Annotated in this window: 13 protein-coding genes and 2 pseudogenes; 3 read left to right on the top strand and 12 right to left on the bottom strand. The window is 63.3% G+C overall.

The annotated features are described in order from the left end of the window. Nucleotides 1-4: 4 nt before the first annotated feature. Nucleotides 5-1357: a folylpolyglutamate synthase/dihydrofolate synthase family protein gene (locus tag P3R82_RS25755; RefSeq protein ID WP_283195836.1), complete on the top strand. Its 1353-nt coding sequence runs from the start codon at nucleotides 5-7 to the stop codon at nucleotides 1355-1357. A 49-nt stretch (nucleotides 1358-1406) separates the two neighbouring features. On the opposite strand, the gene trxA is transcribed toward P3R82_RS25755, so the two are convergent. The 12 genes and pseudogenes from trxA to P3R82_RS25695 form a co-directional block, all read right to left on the bottom strand. After that, entirely contained in the window at nucleotides 1407-1727 is a 321-nt protein-coding gene (trxA, locus tag P3R82_RS25750) for a thioredoxin (RefSeq protein WP_018901140.1), read from the bottom strand. 74 nt (nucleotides 1728-1801) lie between these two features. After that, nucleotides 1802-5353, bottom strand: a complete 3552-nt coding sequence (gene addA, locus P3R82_RS25745; protein WP_283195835.1) for a double-strand break repair helicase AddA — start codon at nucleotides 5351-5353, stop codon at nucleotides 1802-1804. Further along, a pseudogene (addB, locus tag P3R82_RS25740) lies at nucleotides 5346-8524 on the bottom strand (double-strand break repair protein AddB). The gene addA and the pseudogene addB overlap by 8 nt, the downstream one beginning before the upstream one ends. A gap of 3 nt (nucleotides 8525-8527) precedes the next feature. Next, nucleotides 8528-9259: a nucleotidyltransferase family protein gene (locus P3R82_RS25735; RefSeq protein ID WP_283195834.1), complete on the bottom strand. Its 732-nt coding sequence runs from the start codon at nucleotides 9257-9259 to the stop codon at nucleotides 8528-8530. 12 nt (nucleotides 9260-9271) lie between these two features. Continuing rightward, nucleotides 9272-10789, bottom strand: coding sequence for a tRNA (adenosine(37)-N6)-threonylcarbamoyltransferase complex ATPase subunit type 1 TsaE (gene tsaE, locus P3R82_RS25730; RefSeq protein WP_283195833.1), 1518 nt, complete (start codon nucleotides 10787-10789; stop codon nucleotides 9272-9274). Then, on the bottom strand, nucleotides 10752-13364 hold the full coding sequence (locus P3R82_RS25725; protein ID WP_283195832.1) for a PAS domain-containing sensor histidine kinase: 2613 nt from the start codon (nucleotides 13362-13364) through the stop codon (nucleotides 10752-10754). Before P3R82_RS25725 ends, tsaE begins: the two co-directional genes overlap by 38 nt. Nucleotides 13365-13565: 201 nt before the next feature. Beyond that, nucleotides 13566-14965: pseudogene (gene ahcY / locus P3R82_RS25720) on the bottom strand (adenosylhomocysteinase). Between the two features lie 165 nt (nucleotides 14966-15130). Further along, nucleotides 15131-15409, bottom strand: coding sequence for an HPr family phosphocarrier protein (locus P3R82_RS25715; protein ID WP_283195831.1), 279 nt, complete (start codon nucleotides 15407-15409; stop codon nucleotides 15131-15133). A 9-nt stretch (nucleotides 15410-15418) separates the two neighbouring features. After that, nucleotides 15419-15820 carry a PTS sugar transporter subunit IIA gene (locus P3R82_RS25710; RefSeq protein WP_018901148.1) on the bottom strand — a complete coding sequence of 134 codons (402 nt, stop codon included), beginning with the start codon at nucleotides 15818-15820 and terminating at the stop codon, nucleotides 15419-15421. A gap of 153 nt (nucleotides 15821-15973) precedes the next feature. Next, nucleotides 15974-16426: a serine/threonine protein kinase gene (locus P3R82_RS25705; protein ID WP_283195830.1), complete on the bottom strand. Its 453-nt coding sequence runs from the start codon at nucleotides 16424-16426 to the stop codon at nucleotides 15974-15976. Further along, on the bottom strand, nucleotides 16423-18210 hold the full coding sequence (locus tag P3R82_RS25700) for a sensor histidine kinase (protein WP_183900110.1): 1788 nt from the start codon (nucleotides 18208-18210) through the stop codon (nucleotides 16423-16425). The genes P3R82_RS25705 and P3R82_RS25700 overlap by 4 nt, the downstream gene beginning before the upstream one ends. A gap of 77 nt (nucleotides 18211-18287) precedes the next feature. Then, complete coding sequence (locus P3R82_RS25695; RefSeq protein ID WP_196809369.1) at nucleotides 18288-19019, bottom strand: response regulator transcription factor; 732 nt, start codon at nucleotides 19017-19019, stop codon at nucleotides 18288-18290. A gap of 342 nt (nucleotides 19020-19361) precedes the next feature. On the opposite strand from P3R82_RS25695, the gene P3R82_RS25690 reads away from it, so the two are divergent. Together P3R82_RS25690 and arfB are read left to right on the top strand one after the other, a co-directional pair. Continuing rightward, entirely contained in the window at nucleotides 19362-20972 is a 1611-nt protein-coding gene (locus P3R82_RS25690; protein ID WP_283195829.1) for a phosphoenolpyruvate carboxykinase, read from the top strand. A gap of 109 nt (nucleotides 20973-21081) precedes the next feature. Next, complete coding sequence (gene arfB, locus P3R82_RS25685) at nucleotides 21082-21516, top strand: alternative ribosome rescue aminoacyl-tRNA hydrolase ArfB (protein WP_283195828.1); 435 nt, start codon at nucleotides 21082-21084, stop codon at nucleotides 21514-21516. Nucleotides 21517-21531: the final 15 nt, after the last annotated feature.

The following is a 21531-nucleotide window of genomic DNA, read 5'->3' as shown; positions in this document are numbered from 1 at the left end:
AGCGATGATACCCAGAGGTCAGACCGCGGTGAGCGAAGCAGCGCAGGAAATCGACAAGCTCATGGGGTTGCACCCCAAGGGCTTCGATCTGTCGCTGGATCGCATTACCCGCCTGCTTGCCGTTCTCGGCGATCCGCAAAAGAAGCTGCCGCCGGTCATTCATGTGGCGGGTACCAACGGCAAGGGCTCCGTCACCGCCTTCTGCCGCGCGCTTCTGGAAGCGGGCGGCTATAGCGCCCACGTTCACACCTCGCCGCATCTCGTCAACTGGCACGAGCGCTACCGCATCGGCGTCGAGGGCGGTCGCGGAAAGCTCGTCGATGACGCGGTCTTTGCAGACGCCCTGCGCCGCGTTGCCGCCGCCAATGCCGGCCAGAAGATCACCGTCTTCGAAATCCTGACGGCGGTCACCTTCATCCTGTTCTCCGAACATCCGGCCGACGCGGCCATCATCGAGGTCGGCCTTGGCGGCCGTTTCGATGCCACCAACGTCATTTCCGATCCGGCCGTATCGGTGATCATGCCGATCTCGCTCGATCACCAGCCCTATCTCGGCGATAGCGTCGAACTGATCGCGGCCGAAAAGGCCGGCATCATGAAGCGCAAATGCCCAGTTGTGATCGGCAAGCAGGAATATGACGCGGCGCTCGACGTGCTGATCTCCACCGCCGAGCGTCTCGGCTGCCCGACGGCCGCCTTCGGCCAGGATTTCATGGCGCATGAGGAATACGGCCGGCTCGTCTACCAGGACGAGTTTGGCCTCGCCGACCTGCCGCTGCCGAGGCTCCCCGGCCGCCACCAATATGCCAACGCCGCAGCCGCCATCCGCGCCGTCAAGGCCGCGGGCTTCACCGTCACCGAAGCGATGATGGAGAAGGCGATGGCCTCGGTCGAATGGCCGGGCCGCCTGCAGAAGCTGAGCGATGGCAATCTGATGGCAAGCGCCCCCTCGGGTGCCGAGATATGGGTCGATGGCGGCCACAATCCCGGTGCCGGCGAGGTCATCGCCGAAGCCATGGCCAATTTCGAGGAAAAGCAGCCGCGTCCGCTGTTCCTGATCATCGGCATGATCAATACCAAGGACCCGATCGGCTATTTCAACGCCTTCAAGGGCCTGGCGGAGAAGGTCTACTGCGTGCCCATTCGCGGCAGCGACGCGATGATCGACCCCGTCATTCTCGCCAACGCCGCCTATGACGCCGGTCTCGTCGCCGAACCGATGTCCACGGTCGGCGAAGCGCTGGAAGCGATCGGGGACACCGCCTTCGAGCGGGAACAGCCGCCGCGCATCCTGATTGGCGGATCGCTCTATCTTGTTGGCGACGTACTTGCCGACAACGGCACACCCCCCAAATGAAAAAAGCCCGGCATCGACCGGGCTTTTTTCATTCTAATGTCCTGAACGATCAGGCAGCGCTGGAAATCCAGCTCGAAAGAGCGGTCTTCGGAGCAGCGCCAACCTTGATGTCGGCAACTTCGCCGGCCTTGAACATGGCAAGCGTCGGGATCGAGCGCACGCCGAACTGGGCGGCCAGCTCGGGATTTTCGTCGATGTTCAGCTTGGCGACCTTCACCTTGCCCTGGAACTCGACGGCGAGTTCTTCGAGGCTCGGAGCGATCATCTTGCACGGGCCGCACCATTCAGCCCAGAAATCGACAACGACGGGTTCTGCGGATTCCAGAACTTCAGCCTGGAAATTATTGATATCGACTTTCACGGTAGCCATAAGGCCGCTCCTTTGAAGGATTCCTGTTGAAGCACATGTGATGGTGCGCCGGCGGGATTTCAATGACCGGTATTTCACTTTGTCTTGAGCTGTGCAAGCGCCAATGCCATGGCCTCAGGCGTCAGCGTGTGCACGGAGCCGTTCTCGGTATAGACCAGTACGCAGTCGATCCGCTTGCCGGGATAGAGCGGCGCCATGATCGTCTGGTAGATGGCAAGCTGCGCCCGATGGGCGAAGGGAATGGTCGCCGCCGTATCCGGCGGCACGCGATTGGTCTTGTAATCAAGGATGACCACCCGGTCGTCGAGCACCGCCAGCCGGTCGACACGACCCGAAACGGCATAGTCACGCCCGTCAAGCGCAAGCGTTCCCATGATCGACACTTCGGCCTGCGCATGGGCCTCGAACACCGGCTGCAGATCAGGCACGTCCAATAGTTTCAGAACCGAATCGATCAGCCTGTCGCGCTCATTCTGCGGCCAGAAACGGGCGGCGCGCTCGGCATAGCGCCTGGCAGCGTCCGCTCGTTCCACCAGTGGTATCTCCGGCAAGGTCTGCAGCATCCGGTGCAGAAGCCGGCCCTTTTGCAGCGCCCGGTCGGATTTCGGCTTGTCGGTAAACAGCGGCGAGGCCACGAGAAGATTGTCTGCCTCCTCGTCGATAATCGTTCCGGCCCCGGAAGGGCTAAGGGGTCGAGGGAGCTTCTTTTGCGGCGGCAGCGGGCGATTGAGGTCAAACGGCAAGGCATCGCGGGCAGCAGCCTGCTCGACGTGATCGGCGCGCTCGAACATCCGCTCCATCGTCGGTACGCGCCATTCGACACCCTGCCAGTCGCCATCCGGCCCGGTAAAGGTGGCGGCTTCGACATGCGGATGGCTGTCGTCCATCGCAGCCGTTATCATCGCATGCCAGGTGTCGGTGTTGAGCCGCACACCCCTATAGCCGCAGACGATCAATTGGTCAGCGGCGCGCGTCATCGCCACGTAGAGGAGCCGGCGATATTCCTCTTCCGCCAGCACTTGGATACGCGCGGCATCGGCCTGCGTCAGCGAATTGCTGAGATCGCCGAGCGGCACCCAGACCGGCAGCGGCGGCCGGTCACCACTCTGCTCCAGGAGCCGCAGCTTCGGCATATGCGAATGCGTGAACGCCTTCGAGCCGCCATCGACCAGAAACACGATCGGCGCTTCAAGTCCCTTCGAGGCGTGCACGGTCATGATCCGGACCTCGTTGCGGCCCTTGTCCTGCTCGCGCTTGACGACGGGCGCCTCGAGCTCAAGTGTCGAGATGAACGATTGCAAGCCGGGCAGGGCGGCCGTCTCGTGGTCGAGCGTGAAGGTGAGAAACTCGTCCAGAATGTCGCTCGCCTCGGTGCCGAGCCGCGCGAGAAATTGGCGTCTTCCGCCATGAACCCCAAGCACCCGGGCGTAGAAGTCGTGAACCGGAAGGCTCCTCGATTCCTCAAGAAACAGCTGGAGCCGAGTAACGACAGCGCCAAGACGCTCATTGCCATCCGCCGCATAGGCCTGAAGATGCGCCCATACGCTTTGACCGTCGCCACGCAGCGCCGCCACCGCGAAGATGTCGTCTTCACTGAGATCGAATAGCGGGCTCTTCATCAGGGCCGCCAGCGATAGGTCGTCTTCCGGCAGAAGCAGGAAGCGGCCAAGCGCGACCAGATCCTGGATCGCGATGTGGCTGGTGAGCCGCAGCCGGTCGGCACCGGCAACCGGAATATTGCCGCGTCGCTTCAGTGCGCGCGTGAGCGCATTGACGAATGCGTCACGCTTGCGCACGAGGACGAGAATGTCGCCGGCCTCGATCAGCCGCTCCTTGCCCTTCTCGATGATCGTCTTCTTGCCGACCATCATGTCGATCGTATGCGCCATGCGCCGCGCCAGGATGGCGGCCGGTGCGCTTTCCGGCGTCGCATCGAACGGCGCCGTCCAGTCCTCGTCCTTGGTCGCGACCTCAGGCGCGATCATCTCCCATAGGTCGACGGCGCCGGGGTGGCCGATACGGTTGGAGCGGTGCACCACCGGCTCACCGCCGGCGCTCAGTCCGCGCGCATTGTCCGGCGGGGTGAAGATATGGTCGACGGCGGCAAGCACGTCGGAGGTCGATCGGAAAGAGAGCGGCAATCGAACCGAGGAGAAATCCCGGCCGCTCTGCGACACGCGCTGCCGCGTGCGCCGGCTTTCTTCCGAGAAACGTTCGGGCCGCGCGCCCTGGAACGAATAGATCGACTGCTTCTCGTCACCGACGGCAAACAGCGTGCGCACCACGTCACGCGCGCTTTCGCCGGAGAAGAAATCCTCCGCCAGCGATTGGATCACGCTCCACTGGATCGGGCTGGTATCCTGCGCCTCATCGACGAGAATGTGGTCGATGCCCTGATCCAGCTTGTAGTGGATCCATGGCCCGACATCGCTCTTGTTCAGGAGATCGGCGGTGCGGGTGATCAGATCCTCGAAGTCGAGCTGGCTACGCTGCTTCTTGAGGTCGTCGTAGTCGCGATTGAGCCTGTCGGCGAGCACAAGGGCAGCGCGCGTCGCGTCGAACATCCGCACGATCTTCAGCCGGTCACGGCAGGAGACCACATGCGCGCGCGCCGCGGCAATCGCGTCGCCAAGCTCCGGCGCCTGGGCGAGCATCGCCTTCACGGTGAACTGCCCGTCCGACTTCGGTTCGCCCTTGCCGGTGAGAAAGATCTTTTCCAGCGTTGGAATCCGGCGAAGGACATCCGTTTCACGCACCACGCTCTTCAGCGCGGAAGCCACGTCCTGCGCCTTGGCGCCGCCCTTGCTGTCGGCGAGCTCCAAATAAAGGCTGAGCGTACCGCCGGCCAAACCGGGCAGCGGCCAGTATTGCCCGGCGATTGCAAGCTCCGTGTCACCTTCGGAGAGGCCAAGCTCTGCGCGCAAGACATTGTCGAGGCCGCCATTCTGGTCGGCGGCCTGGGTGAAAGCCTTGATCGCATTGCGGTTGGCGACGATTTCACCAAGCAGCGTTTCCAGCCCGGATTCGTCGCCGAGGTTGAGAACATAGGAGAAGGCGTCCGCGAGCGCCCTGTCTTCCTCGGGCGTCGTCGCCGTCAGCAGCGAGCGCCGCGCGTCGGCAAGCAGTGTCGCGGCTGCCCGGTCGTCGAGCACGGAAAAGTGCCCGGCTACGTTCGCCTCCAGCGGAAACTGGTGCAGCAGCGCTTCGCAGAAGGCGTGGATGGTCTGGATCTTCAGCCCGCCAGGCGTCTCCAGCGCCTTGGCGAAAAGCCGGCGCGCCTCCGCGAGCTTGAGGATGTCAGGCGGCGTCCCCTCGATCTGGGCAATGCGCTTGCTGAGCTCCTCGTCCGAGAGCACAGCCCACTCGGCCAGCCGATCGAACACGCGGTTCGACATTTCGGAGGCCGCCGCCTTCGTATAGGTCAGGCACAGGATCGCCGAAGGCCGGGCACCTGATAGCAGCAGCCGGATCACCCGTTGGGTCAGAACGTGCGTCTTTCCCGATCCGGCATTGGCCGACACCCAGGCCGATCGGCGCGGATCGGATGCGATCGATTGCTGCACCGTCGTCCAGCTGGTCCAGTCGTGCGGGTCGTCGCCCTCAGGGAGCGCCGTTTCGTCACTCATCATTGCTGGCCTCGTCGCTTTCGGCCGTCGACCATTCGGAGACGCGGGCGAGGTGGTCATAGTCGCCGCCGAACTCGAATTGCTGGGCGGGAATAAGCCGCGAGGTGAAACCCTTCTCGCCGGATTGCAGCAGGGCCACGAATTTCACCAGCTGGTCGATCGAATCGCCGGCAAGTTCGATCGCCGATTTTGCCTTGTCGCTGCGCGCCGAAAATTCGTTATTGACGGTATCGACCTGGAACCGGCTCCCCGGCCGCAGCCTGACATAGAGCAGGTCCTGCGGCACCAGCTTGCCCGCGTCCATGAAGCCGCCGGCCTTCAGCACTTCGGCCTCCAGCGCCAGCTGCGGATCGAGCAGCGCCCGCGCTTGCGCGGGCGAGGGGTTGTAGCCCGTCTTGTAGTCAATCAGATCGGCGGAATGCGGGCCGGTAACGTCGATCCGGTCGGCAACGCCGCTAAGCCGGATATCGACCTGCTCGAGCTGCATGGCGCCGCGCACTTCCGTCAGCGTCCGCTGCAGCCCCGGCCGCCGCTCCGCTTCCCAGGCGAGGAAGGAGCGCGCCACCTCGCGAAAACGCGGCCGCCAGACGGCATCGATATGCGCCGGCAGCTGCTCCATGTCGAACAGCTCGGTAAGGATGCGCTCCATCGCCGCCGTCCCATCGGGCGTGCCGGCGATGTTGCCCTCGCGCACGAACCGGTCGATGATCTTGTGATAGAGCGTCCCGCGCTCGGCAGCCCCAGGGTCGCGGTTGAAGGCATCGACGGCGTCGAGCTTCAAAACGCGGCGCGCATAGATCGCATAGGGGTCGCGCCGCAGCCGGCCAACCTCGCTGAACGAGTAGGATTTCGGCTGCACCTCGCGCGGCGGCGTCGGGCTTGGCCGTTGCGCCGGCGCTTGCCGCTGGCCCTCGTCGAGCAGGCCCGCCCAGTGCACGAACTGCTCTCCCCGATCCTTCAGCGTGGCTTCGAAATTCTTCCCGCAAAAGGCCATCAGCCGCTGCAGCCAGCGCGAGGCGACGGTGGGCGTCGAGCCTTTGCGCAGCGCCCTGGTATAAACGAGATGCCGCGTTCCGTTGGCCATCTCGAAGTCGTGCGCCAGCTGGCCGATACGGCGCTCCGGCGGCTCAAGGCCGATCTCGGTCTTCATCGACCGCGAGATGAAGGGATTGTTGGCCGTCTGGCCCGGCCATGAGCCCTCGTTCAAACCGCCGAGGATCAGCGTATCGACGCTCTGCAGGCGGGCTTCCAGCGTGCCGAAGATGAACAGTCTCGGATGGCTGAGCGCTTGCGGCTTCACCGCCTGTCCGGCCGAAAGCGCCGCCATGATATCGATCCACTGCGCCCCGTCCGCCTCGATCTGGCCGTCGGTGCCGATCACCTCGCCAAGCAATGTCGCCAGCGTATCGCCCGCCTCGCCGGACCACAGCCCGGAGAGATCACCCTTCTCGTCGCGTGCGACCCCTCGATGGCGCGGCCGGTGCGATCGGCCCAGTCGGAGAGCGTGAAGCGCGTGGTGAGGCCGCGGCTAGCGGTGTCGTGGCGCACGAGAGCGGAAGCGAGCGGCTCGGTTGCCTCGCCGACCCTGCGGGCGAGATCGCGCGCCAGATCGACCGCGTGGATAGGAAGCGCCTTGCGCCAATGCGGCGCATGTCGGTCGAGCGCCTGTTCGGAGAGCTGGTGTTCGAGCAGCGGCCCAAGCGCGCTGATATCGACCTCCGCCACGCCGCCACGCAAGGCCAGCAATTCGAGCGCCGCCACGGCCTCTGAAAGCGCGCCGCGCTCCAGCCCGAAGCGCGCCAGGGGATGCTTCAGAAGGCTGACGATCGCGACCGGATCGCCCGGTCTCAGTGCTGCTTCGAGCAACAGCTGCAGCAAGGTTCCCTGCGACATCGCTGCAAGCGGCGTGCCGGCGGAATCGTCGGCGACGATGCCGAAGCGAGACAGCTCTGCCATCACGCGGCGGGCAAGATTGCGGTCCGGCGTAATCAGCGCCGCGCGGCTTTCGCTGTCCTTGGCCGCCTGCTCCAATGCCAGCCGAAGCGCAATGGCGATCGCCGTCGCCTCTTCGCGCTCATTACCCGCTTCGATCAGCGATACGTCGGCGAAGGCCGCCGCGATGTCGCTCTCCGAAAGCGTTTCCTTCCACCGGCTCCAGTCGCTGGTCGCCTCGGATGGCGACAGCGCATGCGAGAGGATCTGCGCGCGCACCGCAAGCGCGTCGGGCGCGCTCGCAAGCGTCGAAACATCGTCGCGCGTCAGGCTCAGGCGCTTCAAAAGCTGCGCCAGGCCATATTGCGAATGGCTGCGGCTCGCGGCATCGGCCATGTCGGGGGCGACCATCCGCCAGTGCTCATCCGGCATGCCGACATCGAGACCCGGCAGCACGATCACGCCCTCGCGCCGCGCCGCCACCGCCGCGATCAGGTCGGCCGTTGCCGGCACCGAACCGGTCGAGCCGGCGATGATGATAGGCCCGCTTTCCGGCATCGTCGCGATCCGGTTGGCTTCCGCCCTCAGGATCGCGTTACGGTGCCGCGCCGGCGAGGATTTACCGAGCTCGTTCAGGCGTTCCGGCCAAAAGGCGCTGGCGATCTGCAGGAACTCCGCCGTCAGCTGCCACCACAGCGCATGATCCCTCGCGCTCAGCGTCGCAAGTTCGCTCCAGTCGCGATCCTCGGTCTCGATGGAATCGATCAGCTCGGCCAGGTTCCTGGCAAGCCAGATCGCGTCCGCCGGGCTGGCGGGTGCGACGAGCGGCGAATCGGAATGGATGCTGCGCACGATGTCAGGCAGCTTGTTACGCCAGGCGAGGATCAACCGCGCAAGTTCCAAAAGCCGCGCGGTGTTCGATAGCGGCTGCGCGAGATCGAGCGTCGTCGGCAGCGCTTCGTCGAAATAACCGCTGTCGTCATCCGTCTCGCCAAGCGGCCGGATGATCGGCAGGATCGCGGAGCGACCGCCGAGCAGGTCGACGAACTCCGAGCGCAGCACGCGCACCGCGCGCCGCGTCGGCAGATAGATCGTCACCTTGGAGAGCGACAGCGGATCGGCGGGGTCGTGGCGAAACAGAGGCGTCAGCCGTCCGTCGCAGAGCGTCTCGGCCAAGGTCGCGAGAAAGGGCAGCCCTGCCGGTATTGTCAGAACGCTGGGCTGGTGCCGCTCGCTCATGGCCTACGCCAACGCCCGGTAACGCCGGATCGTCTCTTCCGCATCGCCGATCGCCTCGGGCGTGCCGACGGTCAGCCAATGCCCTTCGAGCATCATGCCGTAAAGCCGGCCGCGCGCGATCGCCTTGTCGAAATAGATGTTGAGATTGAAGGCGTCATCAGGCGCGTCGTCGAGAAACGCGGTCTGCATGGCAATCGCCCCGGCATAGACCACGGGGTCCGGACCATCGGCACGAACACGGCTCAGCCGGCCGGCCTCATCGCGGTTGAAGTCGTTCTTGCCGTTATGCCCGGTCGTGTCCTGGAGATTGACGCACAGCATCGCCATGTCCATCCTGTGCGCATCGAAGAATCCGGCTAAGCGCCGCAGATTGCTCGGCCGGTCCGGCTGCTCGCCGATCCAGAACAGATCGGCATTTGTGACGAGCACGGGGCCGCGATCGAGCAGCTTCAAGCCCTTCGCCAGACCGCCGCCGTTGTTCATCAGGCCAGCGCGCTCGTCGGAGATGATGATCTCGAGCGCCTTGTAGCGGCTGAGATGGTCGAGCATCTGGTCGGCATGATGGTGCACATTGACCACCGCCTTCTCGACGCCCGCTTCGGCGAGCGAATCCAGCGCATAGTCGATCATGGCCTTGCCGTCGATTTTCACCAGCGGCTTGGGGATTGTATCGGTAATCGGGCGCATGCGGGTGCCGAGACCGGCAGCCAGCACCATGGCTTGTTTGATGGTCATATCGTCCGAAACTTATGATTCGCTGGTGACTATTCCAGTCCTTACGCACCACGCGCGCAAGGGGGCAAGCGTTTCATGCTGAAGCGCCACGCTCAAATAGGAGAGCGTGCGCGGCATGTGCTTCATATAGCCTGGTTTTCCGTCGCGCCGCATCAGCCGAACCCAAAGCCCGGCCAGCTTGCAGTTGCGCTGCGCCGACATGATCGCCCAGCTTTTCAGGAAGCCTGCCTCGTCGAAGCCGCCCTGCGCGCGGCGCAGCGACAGGTAGTGTTCCATCAGCCGGTCGAAAAGATCGGGCTCGATGGTCACGCGCGCATCCTGGGCGATCGAGGCGAGATCGTAGGCCGTCGGCCCGATCATCGCATCCTGGAAGTCGATCAGGCCGACCCGCTTTACGCCGGCCTCGTCTTCCCGCCAGATGATGTTCGGGGAGTGAAAATCGCGCAGCAGCAGGTTCTTCTCGGCCATGTCGAGCTGGTCGATCAGCGCGTCCCAGATCGCGAGGTATTCATCGCGCTCCGCATCGGTCACCGGCGCCGCATCGCGTTTCCACGGCAGATGCCAGTCGAGCACCAGACGTACTTCCATTTTCATGGCGGTGCGGTCGAAATCCGGGATGTGGTGCACATGCGCGTCGGTGACGCGGATATCCTGCGGGATCGCCTGCGCATGCAGGGCCGCGAGGCATGCGACACTCTCAAGGTAGCGCTCGGCGATCGGCTGGCCGCTCTCGTCGAGAACCCCATCGCTGCCGAGGTCTTCGATCAGCAGGATTCCCTGCTCGTAATCGACCTCGTGGATCAACGGCGTCGCGAAGCCGCGCTCTCGCAAGTTGTCTGCGATAGCGACGAACGGATAGGCGTTCTCGGCGATGTGCGCCACCTTCGGGTAGGGCTTGCCATCGAGCACCGGCGGGCCTTCCGGCAGTGGCGGCCAGTCCATCAGGATCCGGCGCACACCATCGTCGGGATAGATCGCCTCATAGGCCCGAAGCGATGCGTCGCCGGTCAGAAACCGGCGCTTGGCGAGCGGGTATCCGGCAGCAGAAAGAAAGGCGCGGATGGCGAGCATGCGGTTGATCCGTGCGGCCTGCTTCTCGGGTGCCGCGATCGTCGCCCGGCGTCCAGTGCCCTCATGCGTCAGCGTCAGCACGATCCGGTCATCCGGCAGCTCGCTCTCGGCCATCTCTGGCCATTCGACCAGACAGATGCCGCTCTGCAGCGCCTCGTCGAAACCCAGTTCGGTCAGTTCGGCGGCATCTCCCAGCCGGTAGAGATCGAAATGCGCGACGGGAATGCGCAACTCGTAGGATTGCACGAGCGTGAAGGTCGGGCTCGGCACTTCCAGCTCCGCGTCGTCGGCGATCGCGCGGATCAGCGCCCGCGACAGCGATGATTTCCCGGCACCGAGATCGCCCGACAGCGCCAGGCAGTCGCCCGCCTTCAGCGCCAGCGCCAGATCCTCGCCGAGACGGTCGGTCGCTGCCTCGTCTTCAAGGAAAAGCGAGATGACAGGCGCGCTTGTCGTCATTCGGCGGCGGCGTAGGAGGGAGGTTGGCCGAAGGAATCCGGCAAATGACCGTCGTTCCCTTGCCCGGCTGGCTGTCGATGACGACCTGGCCATTATGAAGGTTGACGAAGCTGTCGACGATCGACAGGCCAAGGCCGGCACCGCCGCGCTTGCCGCTCTTGGCGCCCGTCGCGAAGCGGTCGAATACGGTCGAGATCATTTCCTGCGAAATGCCCGGGCCTTGATCGGTCACGCTGAAGACGAAATCCGTTCCCTCGCGCTGGCAGGCGAGCGCTATCGAAGCGCCCTCCGGCGAGAAATTCGCGGCATTGGAGAGAAGCTTGACCAGGATCTGCTTCAGGCGCTGCGGATCGGCGATGATCGATCCGAGCCGCGCCGGCGCGGTGATCTCCAGCGTCACGCCGCTTTCCTGCAGCCGGTCGGCGATCTGGATCGAGACGTCGTCGAGCAGGTCGCCGAGGTCGATCTCCGAATAGTTCAGCCGCATGATGCCGGCATCGACGGTCGCAAGATCGAGAATGTCGTTCACCAGCGTCAGCAGGACCGACGAGGAGGTGGAGATATGGTCGATATACTCCGCCTGCCGCTCGTTGAGATCGCCAAGCCCCGGCGTGCGCAACAGGTCGGTGAAGCCGATGATGTTGGTCAACGGCGAGCGCAGTTCGTAGGAGACGTGCTGCACGAAATCGTTCTTCAGTTCGTCGGCCTTGCGCAATGCGTCGTTCTTTTCCGTCAGCGCGCGTTCGGCGCGCACGCTGTCCGTCATGTTGACGAAGGTCAGCATCGTCTGCGCGTTCGGCAGCGGAATGACCGCATAATCGAGCACGAGGCCGGAGAACAGCTCCAGCGTTCCCTGGCTCGAGCGACGCTCGTCGTCGAAGCTGGTGATCAGCTCGGCGAAGGTCTTCCAGCCGTCGGGCCGGTCGTAGGATGGCGCGCAGGCATCGCCCAGCGTCCGGATATGGGTGCCCGGCTTGGCTTCCGCCTCGGTGATGCCCCAGAGCGCCCGGAACGCAGGGTTCGACAGGCGAATGCGCCCGTCGGGGCCAAACACCGCCACGCCTTCGGAAAGATGGTCGATCGTCTCGCCCTGAACCTTCACCAGCGTGTTGTAGCGCGTCTCGAGATCGACCTGTTCGGTCAGGTTTTCGAACACCCAGGTGGCGCCGCCCTGCGGATGCGCGGTCGCGAAGACGCGCAGCGTCTGGCCGTTCGGCAGGTGCCAGAGGTCGGATTGCGTATCGAGTGCCCGGTAGACCGAAAGCGCCGTCTCCTTCCAGGTCTTCCAGCTCAGCTGGTCCGGCAGCTTCTTGGCGGCGCGCAGACGCTCCAGAAGCTCGGCATTGTCGGGCTTGCTCTCGAGAAACGCGATATCGAGCTGCCAGAGCGAAACGAAAGCCTGGTTGTAGAACTGCAGCCGCTGGTCGCCGTCGAAGATCGCGACCGGGGTGGCCAGATGATCGAGCGTCTCGGCGTGGCTCTTCAGCGTCCGCTCCAGCTCGGCGCGTACGGTCTCGATGCCGGAGACATCGACCGCGATGCCGGCCGAACCGCTCGGAACCCTGACGTCGACGACGTCGAGGAAGGTGCGGTTGCCGTGGATAACGGTCGAGATCTTGTCGTGGAACGGGGATTCGGGCGTGGCGACGGCGCGGATGCGCTCGCGCGCGATGGTCGTCAGGATTTCGCGGCCCTCGGCGATTGCCTCGTCGGGCGACGAGGCATCGACGGCGGCGCCGTAAGCATGGTTCACCCAGGTCAGCCGACCCTCGGTGTCGCGCTGCCATGCCGGCAGGTCGATGGAATCAAGCAGGCCCTGGAACGCCGAGATCGACGACATCAGCCGGTCGCGCTCGATCTTCAGTTCTGCGAGCTCGGCGCGCAGATTGTTGAGCGCCACGAAGCGAACGAAGGCGCGGCCGCCGGAAACCCGGCCCTGTGCTTCCAGAACCTCTTCGCGGTGGGTTTCGACGACGATGTCGAAGCTCTTGGCGGACTGCCGCAAGCCGTCGATCGCGCGGTCGAGCTCCGATGCCGAGCGTGGTTTCAGCCAGAGGCCGAAGGCCAGAAATTCATTGTCCTGCGGTGCGCCGGTCTCGGCCGGCAGCTGTCCCAGCAGTTCGGGGCGCTCGTCGCCGTCCCAGATCACGATGCGCCGGTTCTTGTCGGCGATCAGTGCCTGGTATTGCGAAATGCGCTGCTGCGCATCCGACAGCGCGGAGCGGATCTCGCGGCCCTCGCTCTCGAGATTGCCGCGCTGGCGCACGACCCAGAGTGTGGAAAGCAGGGCGGCGGAGATGACGCCGATGACGACGGAGAAGCCGACGACCTGCGTGGAGGTGAAAAGATGCGGAGACGCGGCAGCCTCTGCCGCCTGTGCGAAAACCGGATGGGCGATCGACGCCATTGCGGTCCCCGCAGCAAAGATCCTTGCCACCTGAGCCAACAAGCCTGATCGCTGCGCCGAAGCCCTGGGGGCGTCGACGGGTTTTCCATTGCCTGGTTGGCCAGCGCAGCAAGACGGGTAAACGCCGTCTTCTGCCTGTTTGACCAGGCGGTGCATCATTTCCGACATGCGCGGTATGTCTCCGTCCTTTTGTGCCGCATTACGACAAGACATCCCATTTTCGTAGCAAACGGACGCGTCCGTCTCCACGAATCGAGTGTTAAAACAATACTTCGGATAGGAATCGTCGGGAAGATGTGTGCCAAAAAATAAGGGTGCGGCATTTGTCAATGCCGCACCCTCTAGATGTTGTGGATATCGAATCCGCTATTAGTATCTGTAGTGGTCGGACTTGAACGGGCCCTGCGGCGTCACGCCGATGTAGGATGCCTGTTCTTCCGAAAGCTGCGTCAGCTTGACGCCGAGCTTGGCGAGATGCAGACGCGCGACCTTCTCGTCGAGGTGCTTCGGCAGGATGTAGACCTGGTTCTGGTACTGGCCGGGCTTGGTGAAGAGCTCGATCTGCGCCAGCGTCTGGTTGGTGAACGAAGCCGACATGACGAAGGACGGATGGCCCGTTGCGTTGCCGAGGTTCAGCAGGCGGCCTTCCGAGAGCAGGATGATGCGGTTGCCCTTCGGGAACTCGATCAGGTCGACCTGCGGCTTGATGTTGGTCCACTTCAGGTTACGCAGGGCTGCGACTTCGATTTCGTTGTCGAAGTGGCCGATGTTGCCGACGATTGCCATGTCCTTCATCGCGCGCATGTGGTCGATGCGGATGACGTCCTTGTTGCCGGTCGTGGTGATGAAGATGTCGGCGGTCGAGACGACGTCTTCGAGCGTGACGACTTCGAAGCCGTCCATGGCGGCCTGCAGTGCGCAGATCGGGTCGACTTCCGTGACCTTGACGCGTGCGCCGGCGCCGAGAAGCGAAGCGGCCGAACCCTTGCCGACGTCGCCGTAACCGCAGACGACGGCAACCTTGCCGGCCATCATCACGTCGGTACGCGGCGGATGCCGTCAACCAGCGATTCCTTGCAGCCGTACTTGTTGTCGAACTTCGACTTGGTGACCGAGTCGTTGACGTTGATGGCGGGGAAGGGCAGCAGGCCCTTCTGGGAGAGCTGGTAAAGACGGTTGACGCCCGTGGTGGTCTCTTCGGTCACGCCCTTGATCGCATCGCGCTGCTTGGTGAACCAGCCCGGCGAAGCGGCGAGGCGCTTCTTGATCTGCGCGAAGAGGATCTCTTCTTCTTCCGAATGCGGGTTCGACAGCACGTCTTCGCCGGCTTCGGCGCGGGCGCCGAGCAGGATGTACATGGTGGCGTCGCCGCCGTCATCGAGGATCATGTTGGAGAGGCCGCCATCGGCCCACTGGAAGATCTTGTCGGTGTAGACCCAGTAGTCATGCAGGGATTCGCCCTTGATGGCGAAGACAGGAACGCCGGAAGCTGCGATCGCGGCGGCGGCATGATCCTGCGTCGAGAAGATGTTGCACGATGCCCAGCGTACTTCCGCGCCGAGCGCGACCAGCGTCTCGATGAGCACGGCCGTCTGGATCGTCATGTGCAGCGAGCCGGTGATGCGCGCGCCCTTGAGCGGCTTCGATGCGCCGAACTCTTCGCGGCAGGACATCAGACCCGGCATTTCGGTTTCAGCGATCGTGATTTCCTTGCGGCCGAAGTCTGCGAGGCCGATATCGGCGACGACGTAATCTTTTTCAGTGCTCATTGGGTTCTCCATGCTGAAAGCGTCTCAGATGCGAAGGCGCGAAACGAGGTCGCGCGACGAAAAGCTCCGCGCAGGCGCGGTCATGCCAGCCGTTTAGCAGGCTTCTATGACGAAGGCAATAATGATATAAAGAAGTCTTTATATGTTTATATGGTCCTGAGGACCTTACATATCTTCGCCGAACTTGTTCTGGATCAGCTGATCCAGCGCGTCGAGCGCCTGTGCGGCCTGGTTGCCGCTGGCGGAGACGACGACGCTCGAGCCCGGGCTCGCCGCCAGCATCATCAGTCCCATGATCGAGTTGCCGCCAACCGTCATCCCATCCTTGGAGACCGTGATGGAAGCGTCGAAGGTTTCGACCGTCTGCACGAATTTCGCCGAAGCGCGCGCATGCAGGCCACGCTTGTTGATGATCAGAAGTTCGCGGGACAGCTGGACGGTCATAGGGGCTCTTTACTTGCCGCTCAAAACGCGGCTGGCGACATTGATGTATTTGCGGCCGGCTTCGGATGCCTCGGCGAGCGCCTTTTCCATATTGTCCTCGCCGCGCACGCCGGCGAGCTTGATCAGCATCGGCAGATTCATGCCGGCGATCACTTCGGTATGGCCGCTGCTCATCACGGAAATCGCCAGATTGGAAGGAGTACCACCGAACATGTCGGTCAGGATGACCACGCCGTGGCCATCATCGGCATTTGCAACCGCGCCCAGAATATCCTGGCGTCGCTGATCCATGTCGTCTTCGGGGCCGATACAGACCGTCTCGATGAATTTCTGAGGACCGACAACATGTTCGACCGCATGACGAAACTCTTCAGCCAGCTTGCCGTGTGTGACAAGCACAAGTCCGATCATGATACTACTGCTCCCAATGGCGTATGCAAACGGTAGGCCCAATATCGCAACGCAGCAATCGCGTCCACCGTGGGGGCACATCTTGGCTATGAAAAGCCGAAGTGCAAGACAAAAATGCACGGTTTCGCGCGCCAGCTGCCGGTTTCGTAGGCACTAGCGCCCGATTTCGGGTGCTTTGGCCATCAGCACCGCCAGCGGCAGCGGCACGTTAGCCAGCAACCGAATGACGGGCAGCACGATGCCGGGCGAGACGGTCGCCCTCTCGTCTTCCGGCGGCAGCCGGTCTTCTCCCGAAGCGCGCCCTGGAAGGATCGCATAATGCATGGCGGCTTCCCGGGTGAAGGGAATGCGGACGATGCCGGTTCCGCGCAGCTCGATCATGCCCTGTATGGAGGGCGGGCAGGCCGCGATCGCGACCGCGTCGCGTGCCGAGATCATCACCTGATCGTCGGCGACCAGCATGGCATCGATGCCGATCCGCTTCGCCTCCGCAAGACAGGTAAAGGCGAGCATCGACTTGCCCCATCCCGACGGCCCGATGAAGAGAAGTCCGGTCTTGCCGACGACGATCGCCGTCGCGTGAATATTGACCGGCGCCGCGGTCATGAGTTGGGATCTGCGGGCAGCGCAAGCGTGAAGCGGGCGCCGACCACCTCTTCGGTCTCCGCGTCGATGATGTTTTCGGCGCGCAGCGAGCCGCCATGCGCTTCGGCGATCTGGCGGCTGATCGAAAGGCCAAGCCCGGAATTCTGGCCGAAGCCTTCGGACTCCGGCCTGTCGGTATAGAAGCGCTCGAAGATGCGGTCGATGTTCTCCGCCTGGATACCGGGACCGTTATCCTCGACATAGACGATGCAGCGCGAGCGGGTGCGAACCAGACGAACGGTAATTTTTCCGTCTTGGTCGGAGACGAAGGAGCGTGCGTTCTCGATCAGATTGGTGACGATCTGGCCGATGCGCAGGTCGTGACCGTTGACCAGGAAGCGTGTCTTGACGCCGGGCTTGCGCTCGATCGCGAATTCGATCTGCACTTCCTTCTTGCGGTTGCGGATCTGACGCGAGATTTCCACGAGATCGCGAAGCAGGACCTCCAGATCCACCGATCCGGCATCGACGCGCGCAAGTTCGGCGTCGAGACGCGAGGCGTCGGAAATATCGCTGATCAGGCGGTCGAGGCGGCGAACGTCGTGCTGGATGACGTCCATCAGCCGCTTCTTGGAGTCGTCCGATTTTGCCAGCGGCAGGGTTTCCACGGCGCTGCGCAGCGAGGTCAGCGGGTTCTTCAGTTCGTGGCTGACGTCGGCCGCGAAGCTTTCGATCGCGTCGATCCGATCGTAGAGCGCGGTCGTCATGTCGCGCAGCGCGATCGACAGGTTGCCGATCTCGTCCTGGCGAACCGAGAAATCGGGGATTTCCTCGCGCTCCTTGGAGCCGCGACGCACGCGGATCGCCGCGGCCGAAAGGCGACGCAGCGGATTGGCGATCGTCGACGACAGCACCAGCGACAGGAGCACGTTGACCAGCGTCGCCACGCCGAAGACGCGCATGATGCCGAGGCGTTCCGCATGGACGATATTGTCGATGTCGCCGGCCTGCGTCGACAAGAGCAGCACGCCGAGCACGGCGCGGAAGCGCTGGATCGGCACGGCGACGGAAACGATGAGCTCGCCCTTTTCCGTGGTGCGGACCACGGCGCCGCGCACGCCGGTCAGCGCGTTCATGACTTCAGGGTAGATCGAGCCGTCGCCACCCGGCGCTTCCTTGTAGAGCGGCAGGTTGCCCGGTTGCAGAACCTTGTTGAAGATCGTCGTGAACCATTCGCCCCAGGTCTGCTCCTCGTCGGCAACCGGCGGAAGGTCGAAGCGCAGCACCTGGCCGCGCGAATAGAGGTGGCGCGAGTCGAGCAAAAGGTTCGCGTCGGCATCGAAGATGCGCGCGCGGGTGCGGGTCGGCGAGATCAGCCGGCGCAGAACCGGCGCGACCTTCTCCGGATCGATCGGAAATTCCAGGTCCTCGTCATTCGGAACCGGGGTAATGCTCTGGCCGGCCTGCAGCTCCAGAAGCTTTTCGGGATCGATGGTGATCGAATTGGTATCGACCGAGGCGGAAGCCGAGACGGCGCCGGCGATGATTTCGCCCTGCGTCAGCAGGCTTTCGACGCGGGCGTCGATCAGCCCCTCGCGAAACTGGTTGAGATAGAGAATGCCGCCCACGAGAACGACGAGTGCCGCGAGATTGAAGAACAGGATGCGGCGCGTCAGGCTGGAAAAGACGGCGTTGCCGAAGATACGGCGAATGATCGTGAAGGGATGCGACCAGCGTCGTCCCCGGACGCGTCGGCCTACGCCGTCTGCGTCATCCAGATCCTTCTCCTGCACCAACTGTGCCAACGACAGCCCCTTCGAAGAGCGGGCCGCTTTGGCGGCGCCGGCTCTCATATACTTTTATCCGCCGCGCCGCTTTGGCGTCAGGCTGCTTCGCGGAAGCGGTATCCCACTCCGTAGAGCGTTTCAATCATATCAAAGTCGTTGTCGACCATCTTGAATTTCTTGCGCAGCCGCTTGATGTGGCTGTCGATGGTGCGGTCGTCGACATAGACCTGCTCGTCATAGGCCGCATCCATCAGCGCGTCACGGCTTTTGACGACGCCGGGGCGCTGCGCCAGCGAGTGCAGGATCAGGAATTCGGTGACGGTCAGCGTCACCGGCTCGCTCTTCCAGGTGCAGGTGTGGCGTTCCTGGTCCATGACAAGCTGGCCGCGTTCGAGCGAACGCGCGAGCTGTGCGGCGCCGGGCTTCGGCGCGGCGCCGGTGGCGGCAGCTGCCGCTGCTTCCCGGCCGGCGGCGCGGCGCAGGACGGCGCGCACCCGCTCGACCAGCAGTCGCTGCGAGAACGGCTTGGTGATGAAGTCGTCGGCGCCCATCTTCAGGCCGAAGAGTTCGTCGATCTCTTCATCCTTGGAGGTGAGGAAAATCACCGGCATGTCGGATTTCTGGCGCAGGCGGCGCAGCAGTTCCATTCCGTCCATGCGCGGCATCTTGATATCGAAGATCGCCAGATGCGGCGGGCGGGCGAGAAGACCGTCAAGGGCCGAGGCGCCATCCGTGTAGGTCTCGACCTTGTATCCTTCGGCCTCAAGCGCGATCGACACCGAGGTCAGGATGTTACGGTCGTCATCAACGAGCGCGATTGTCGGCATTGTATTCGTCTCCGTCATCTAATGCGCGTCTCCAGGTTTTTTGAAGGTCCCCAGGCGGCCATATGAACCGGATGCGCTTATGGGGATAAAGGTGGAACAAATTGTGGCAAAGATAAAGGGCGCGGCGGCCGCTAATTTTTGCGGACAACCGAAAGTCGTGCGAGAAAATTGGTCGCGCCAAGCCGGTTCAAACGATTTAAAATAAGGCGCTTAAATTTAAATCGATTAAATATCTGATATCATTAAATAATATCGATTTATGCCACTTGCGTTTTAAAAATCCTGTCCGTAGGTTCGCGCTCAGTTCTTAACGGCGTTGAGCCCCAAGGGAAGGAAATGACCATGGAGCAGTTCGGTACTCACAACCCAGCGATAGAGCTGGCGACGGCAGGTTTCTCGGGCGCGAAGAGCGTTCGCTATAACTTCACCGCCGCCTCCCTCTATGAAGAGTCGATTCGCCGGGGAGAAGCCGAACTCACCGCGCACGGCGCCCTGCGTGCGCTGACCGGCCAGCACACCGGCCGTTCGCCCAGGGACAAGTTCGTCGTGCGAGATGCAAACACCGACGGCGAGATCTGGTGGGACAACAACAAGCCGATGTCGCCGGAGCATTTCGCGCTGTTGAAAAAGGACATGCTGGCGCACGCCGCCGGCAAGGAGCTCTTCGTGCAGGACCTGATCGGCGGCGCCGATGAAGCGAATGCGTTGCCGACCCGCGTCGTCACCGAGCTTGCCTGGCACTCGCTGTTCATCCGCAATCTCCTGATCCGGCCGGAGCGTTCCACGCTGGAAGGCTTCATGCCGAAGCTCACGATCATCGATCTGCCCACCTTCAAGGCCGATCCGGAGCGCTATGGCTGCCGCACCGAAACCGTCATCGCCTGCGACCTGACCAACGGCGAAATCCTGATCGCCGGCACCTTCTATGCCGGCGAAATGAAGAAATCGGTCTTCACGGCGCTGAACTACCTGCTGCCCGCCAGGGGCGTCATGCCCATGCACTGCTCGGCCAATGTCGGCCCGGATGGCGATGCCGCCGTCTTCTTCGGCCTGTCGGGCACCGGCAAGACGACGCTTTCCGCCGATCCGGCCCGCACGCTGATCGGCGACGACGAGCACGGCTGGGGCGAGGACGGCATCTTCAATTTCGAAGGCGGCTGCTACGCCAAGACCATCCGCCTGTCGGCCGAAGCCGAGCCGGAAATCTACGCGACGACGCAGCGTTTCGGCACGGTGCTCGAAAACGTCGTTCTCGATGAAAACCGCGTCCCCGATTTCAACGACGGTTCGCTCACGGAAAACACCCGTTGCGCCTATCCGCTCGATTTCATCCCGAACGCTTCGGACACCGGCCGCGCCGGCCATCCGAAGACGATCATCATGCTGACGGCTGATGCCTTCGGCGTCATGCCGCCGATCGCCAAGCTGACGCCGGATCAGGCCATGTACCACTTCCTGTCCGGCTACACCGCCAAGGTCGCCGGCACGGAACGCGGCGTGACCGAGCCGGAGGCGACATTCTCGACCTGCTTCGGCGCCCCCTTCATGCCCCGGCACCCGTCGGAATACGGCAATCTCCTGAAGGAGCTGATCGGCCGCCACGGCGTCGAATGCTGGCTCGTCAACACCGGCTGGACCGGCGGCGCTTACGGCACCGGCAAGCGCATGCCGATCAAGGCGACGCGCGCGCTGCTCGCAGCCGCGCTCTCGGGTGAACTCAGCAAGGCCGACTTCCGCGCCGATCCGAACTTCGGCTTCGCCGTTCCGGTCGCGGTCGAAGGTGTCGAAAGCGGCATTCTCGACCCGCGCTCGACCTGGGCCGACGCTGCGGCCTACGACGCGCAGGCGAACAAGCTGGTGACGATGTTCATCGACAATTTCGCCAAGTTCGAAGGTCACGTCGACGGTGGAGTGCGCGATGCGGCCCCGGGTTTTCGGGTGGCCGCTGAGTAAATCAGCGACAACTGATTGATGATTCACGTGAAACCCGGCCCGGAGCGGCCGGGTTTTGCGCGTTTTGAAGCGCCTTTCCAACCGGGAGACGATGTGAGATAGACATCACATGGCCAGCGACCCGCTCTATATCAACGACAGGATCACCATCTCAGGATGGGAACTAACGGAACAGTTCGTTCTGGCGGGCGGTCCCGGCGGGCAGAACGTCAACAAAGTCTCGACATCAGTCCAGCTGTTCTTCAACATCCAGAATTCGCCGGCGCTGAACGAGCGTATCAAGAGCAACGCCGTGAAACTGGCGGGTCGTCGCATGTCCAAGGAGGGCGTGCTGATGATCGAGGCCAGCCGCTTCCGGAGCCAAGAACGCAATCGCGAGGATGCGCGTGAACGGCTGAAGGAACTGATCCTCGAGGCCGCCAAGCCGCCGCCGCCGCCGCGCAAGAAGACCAAGCCGACCAAGGGGTCGGTGGAGCGCCGGCTGAAGGCCAAATCCGGCCGCTCCGACGTCAAGAAGATGCGTGGCCGCCCGAGCGGCGAATAGGTGAGGGGAGGGCAC

It is taken from the genome of Rhizobium sp. AN80A, assembly GCF_030053015.1.
Lineage (GTDB): Bacteria > Pseudomonadota > Alphaproteobacteria > Rhizobiales > Rhizobiaceae > Rhizobium > Rhizobium metallidurans.
This window is presented reverse-complemented; position numbering and strand designations above follow the sequence as displayed.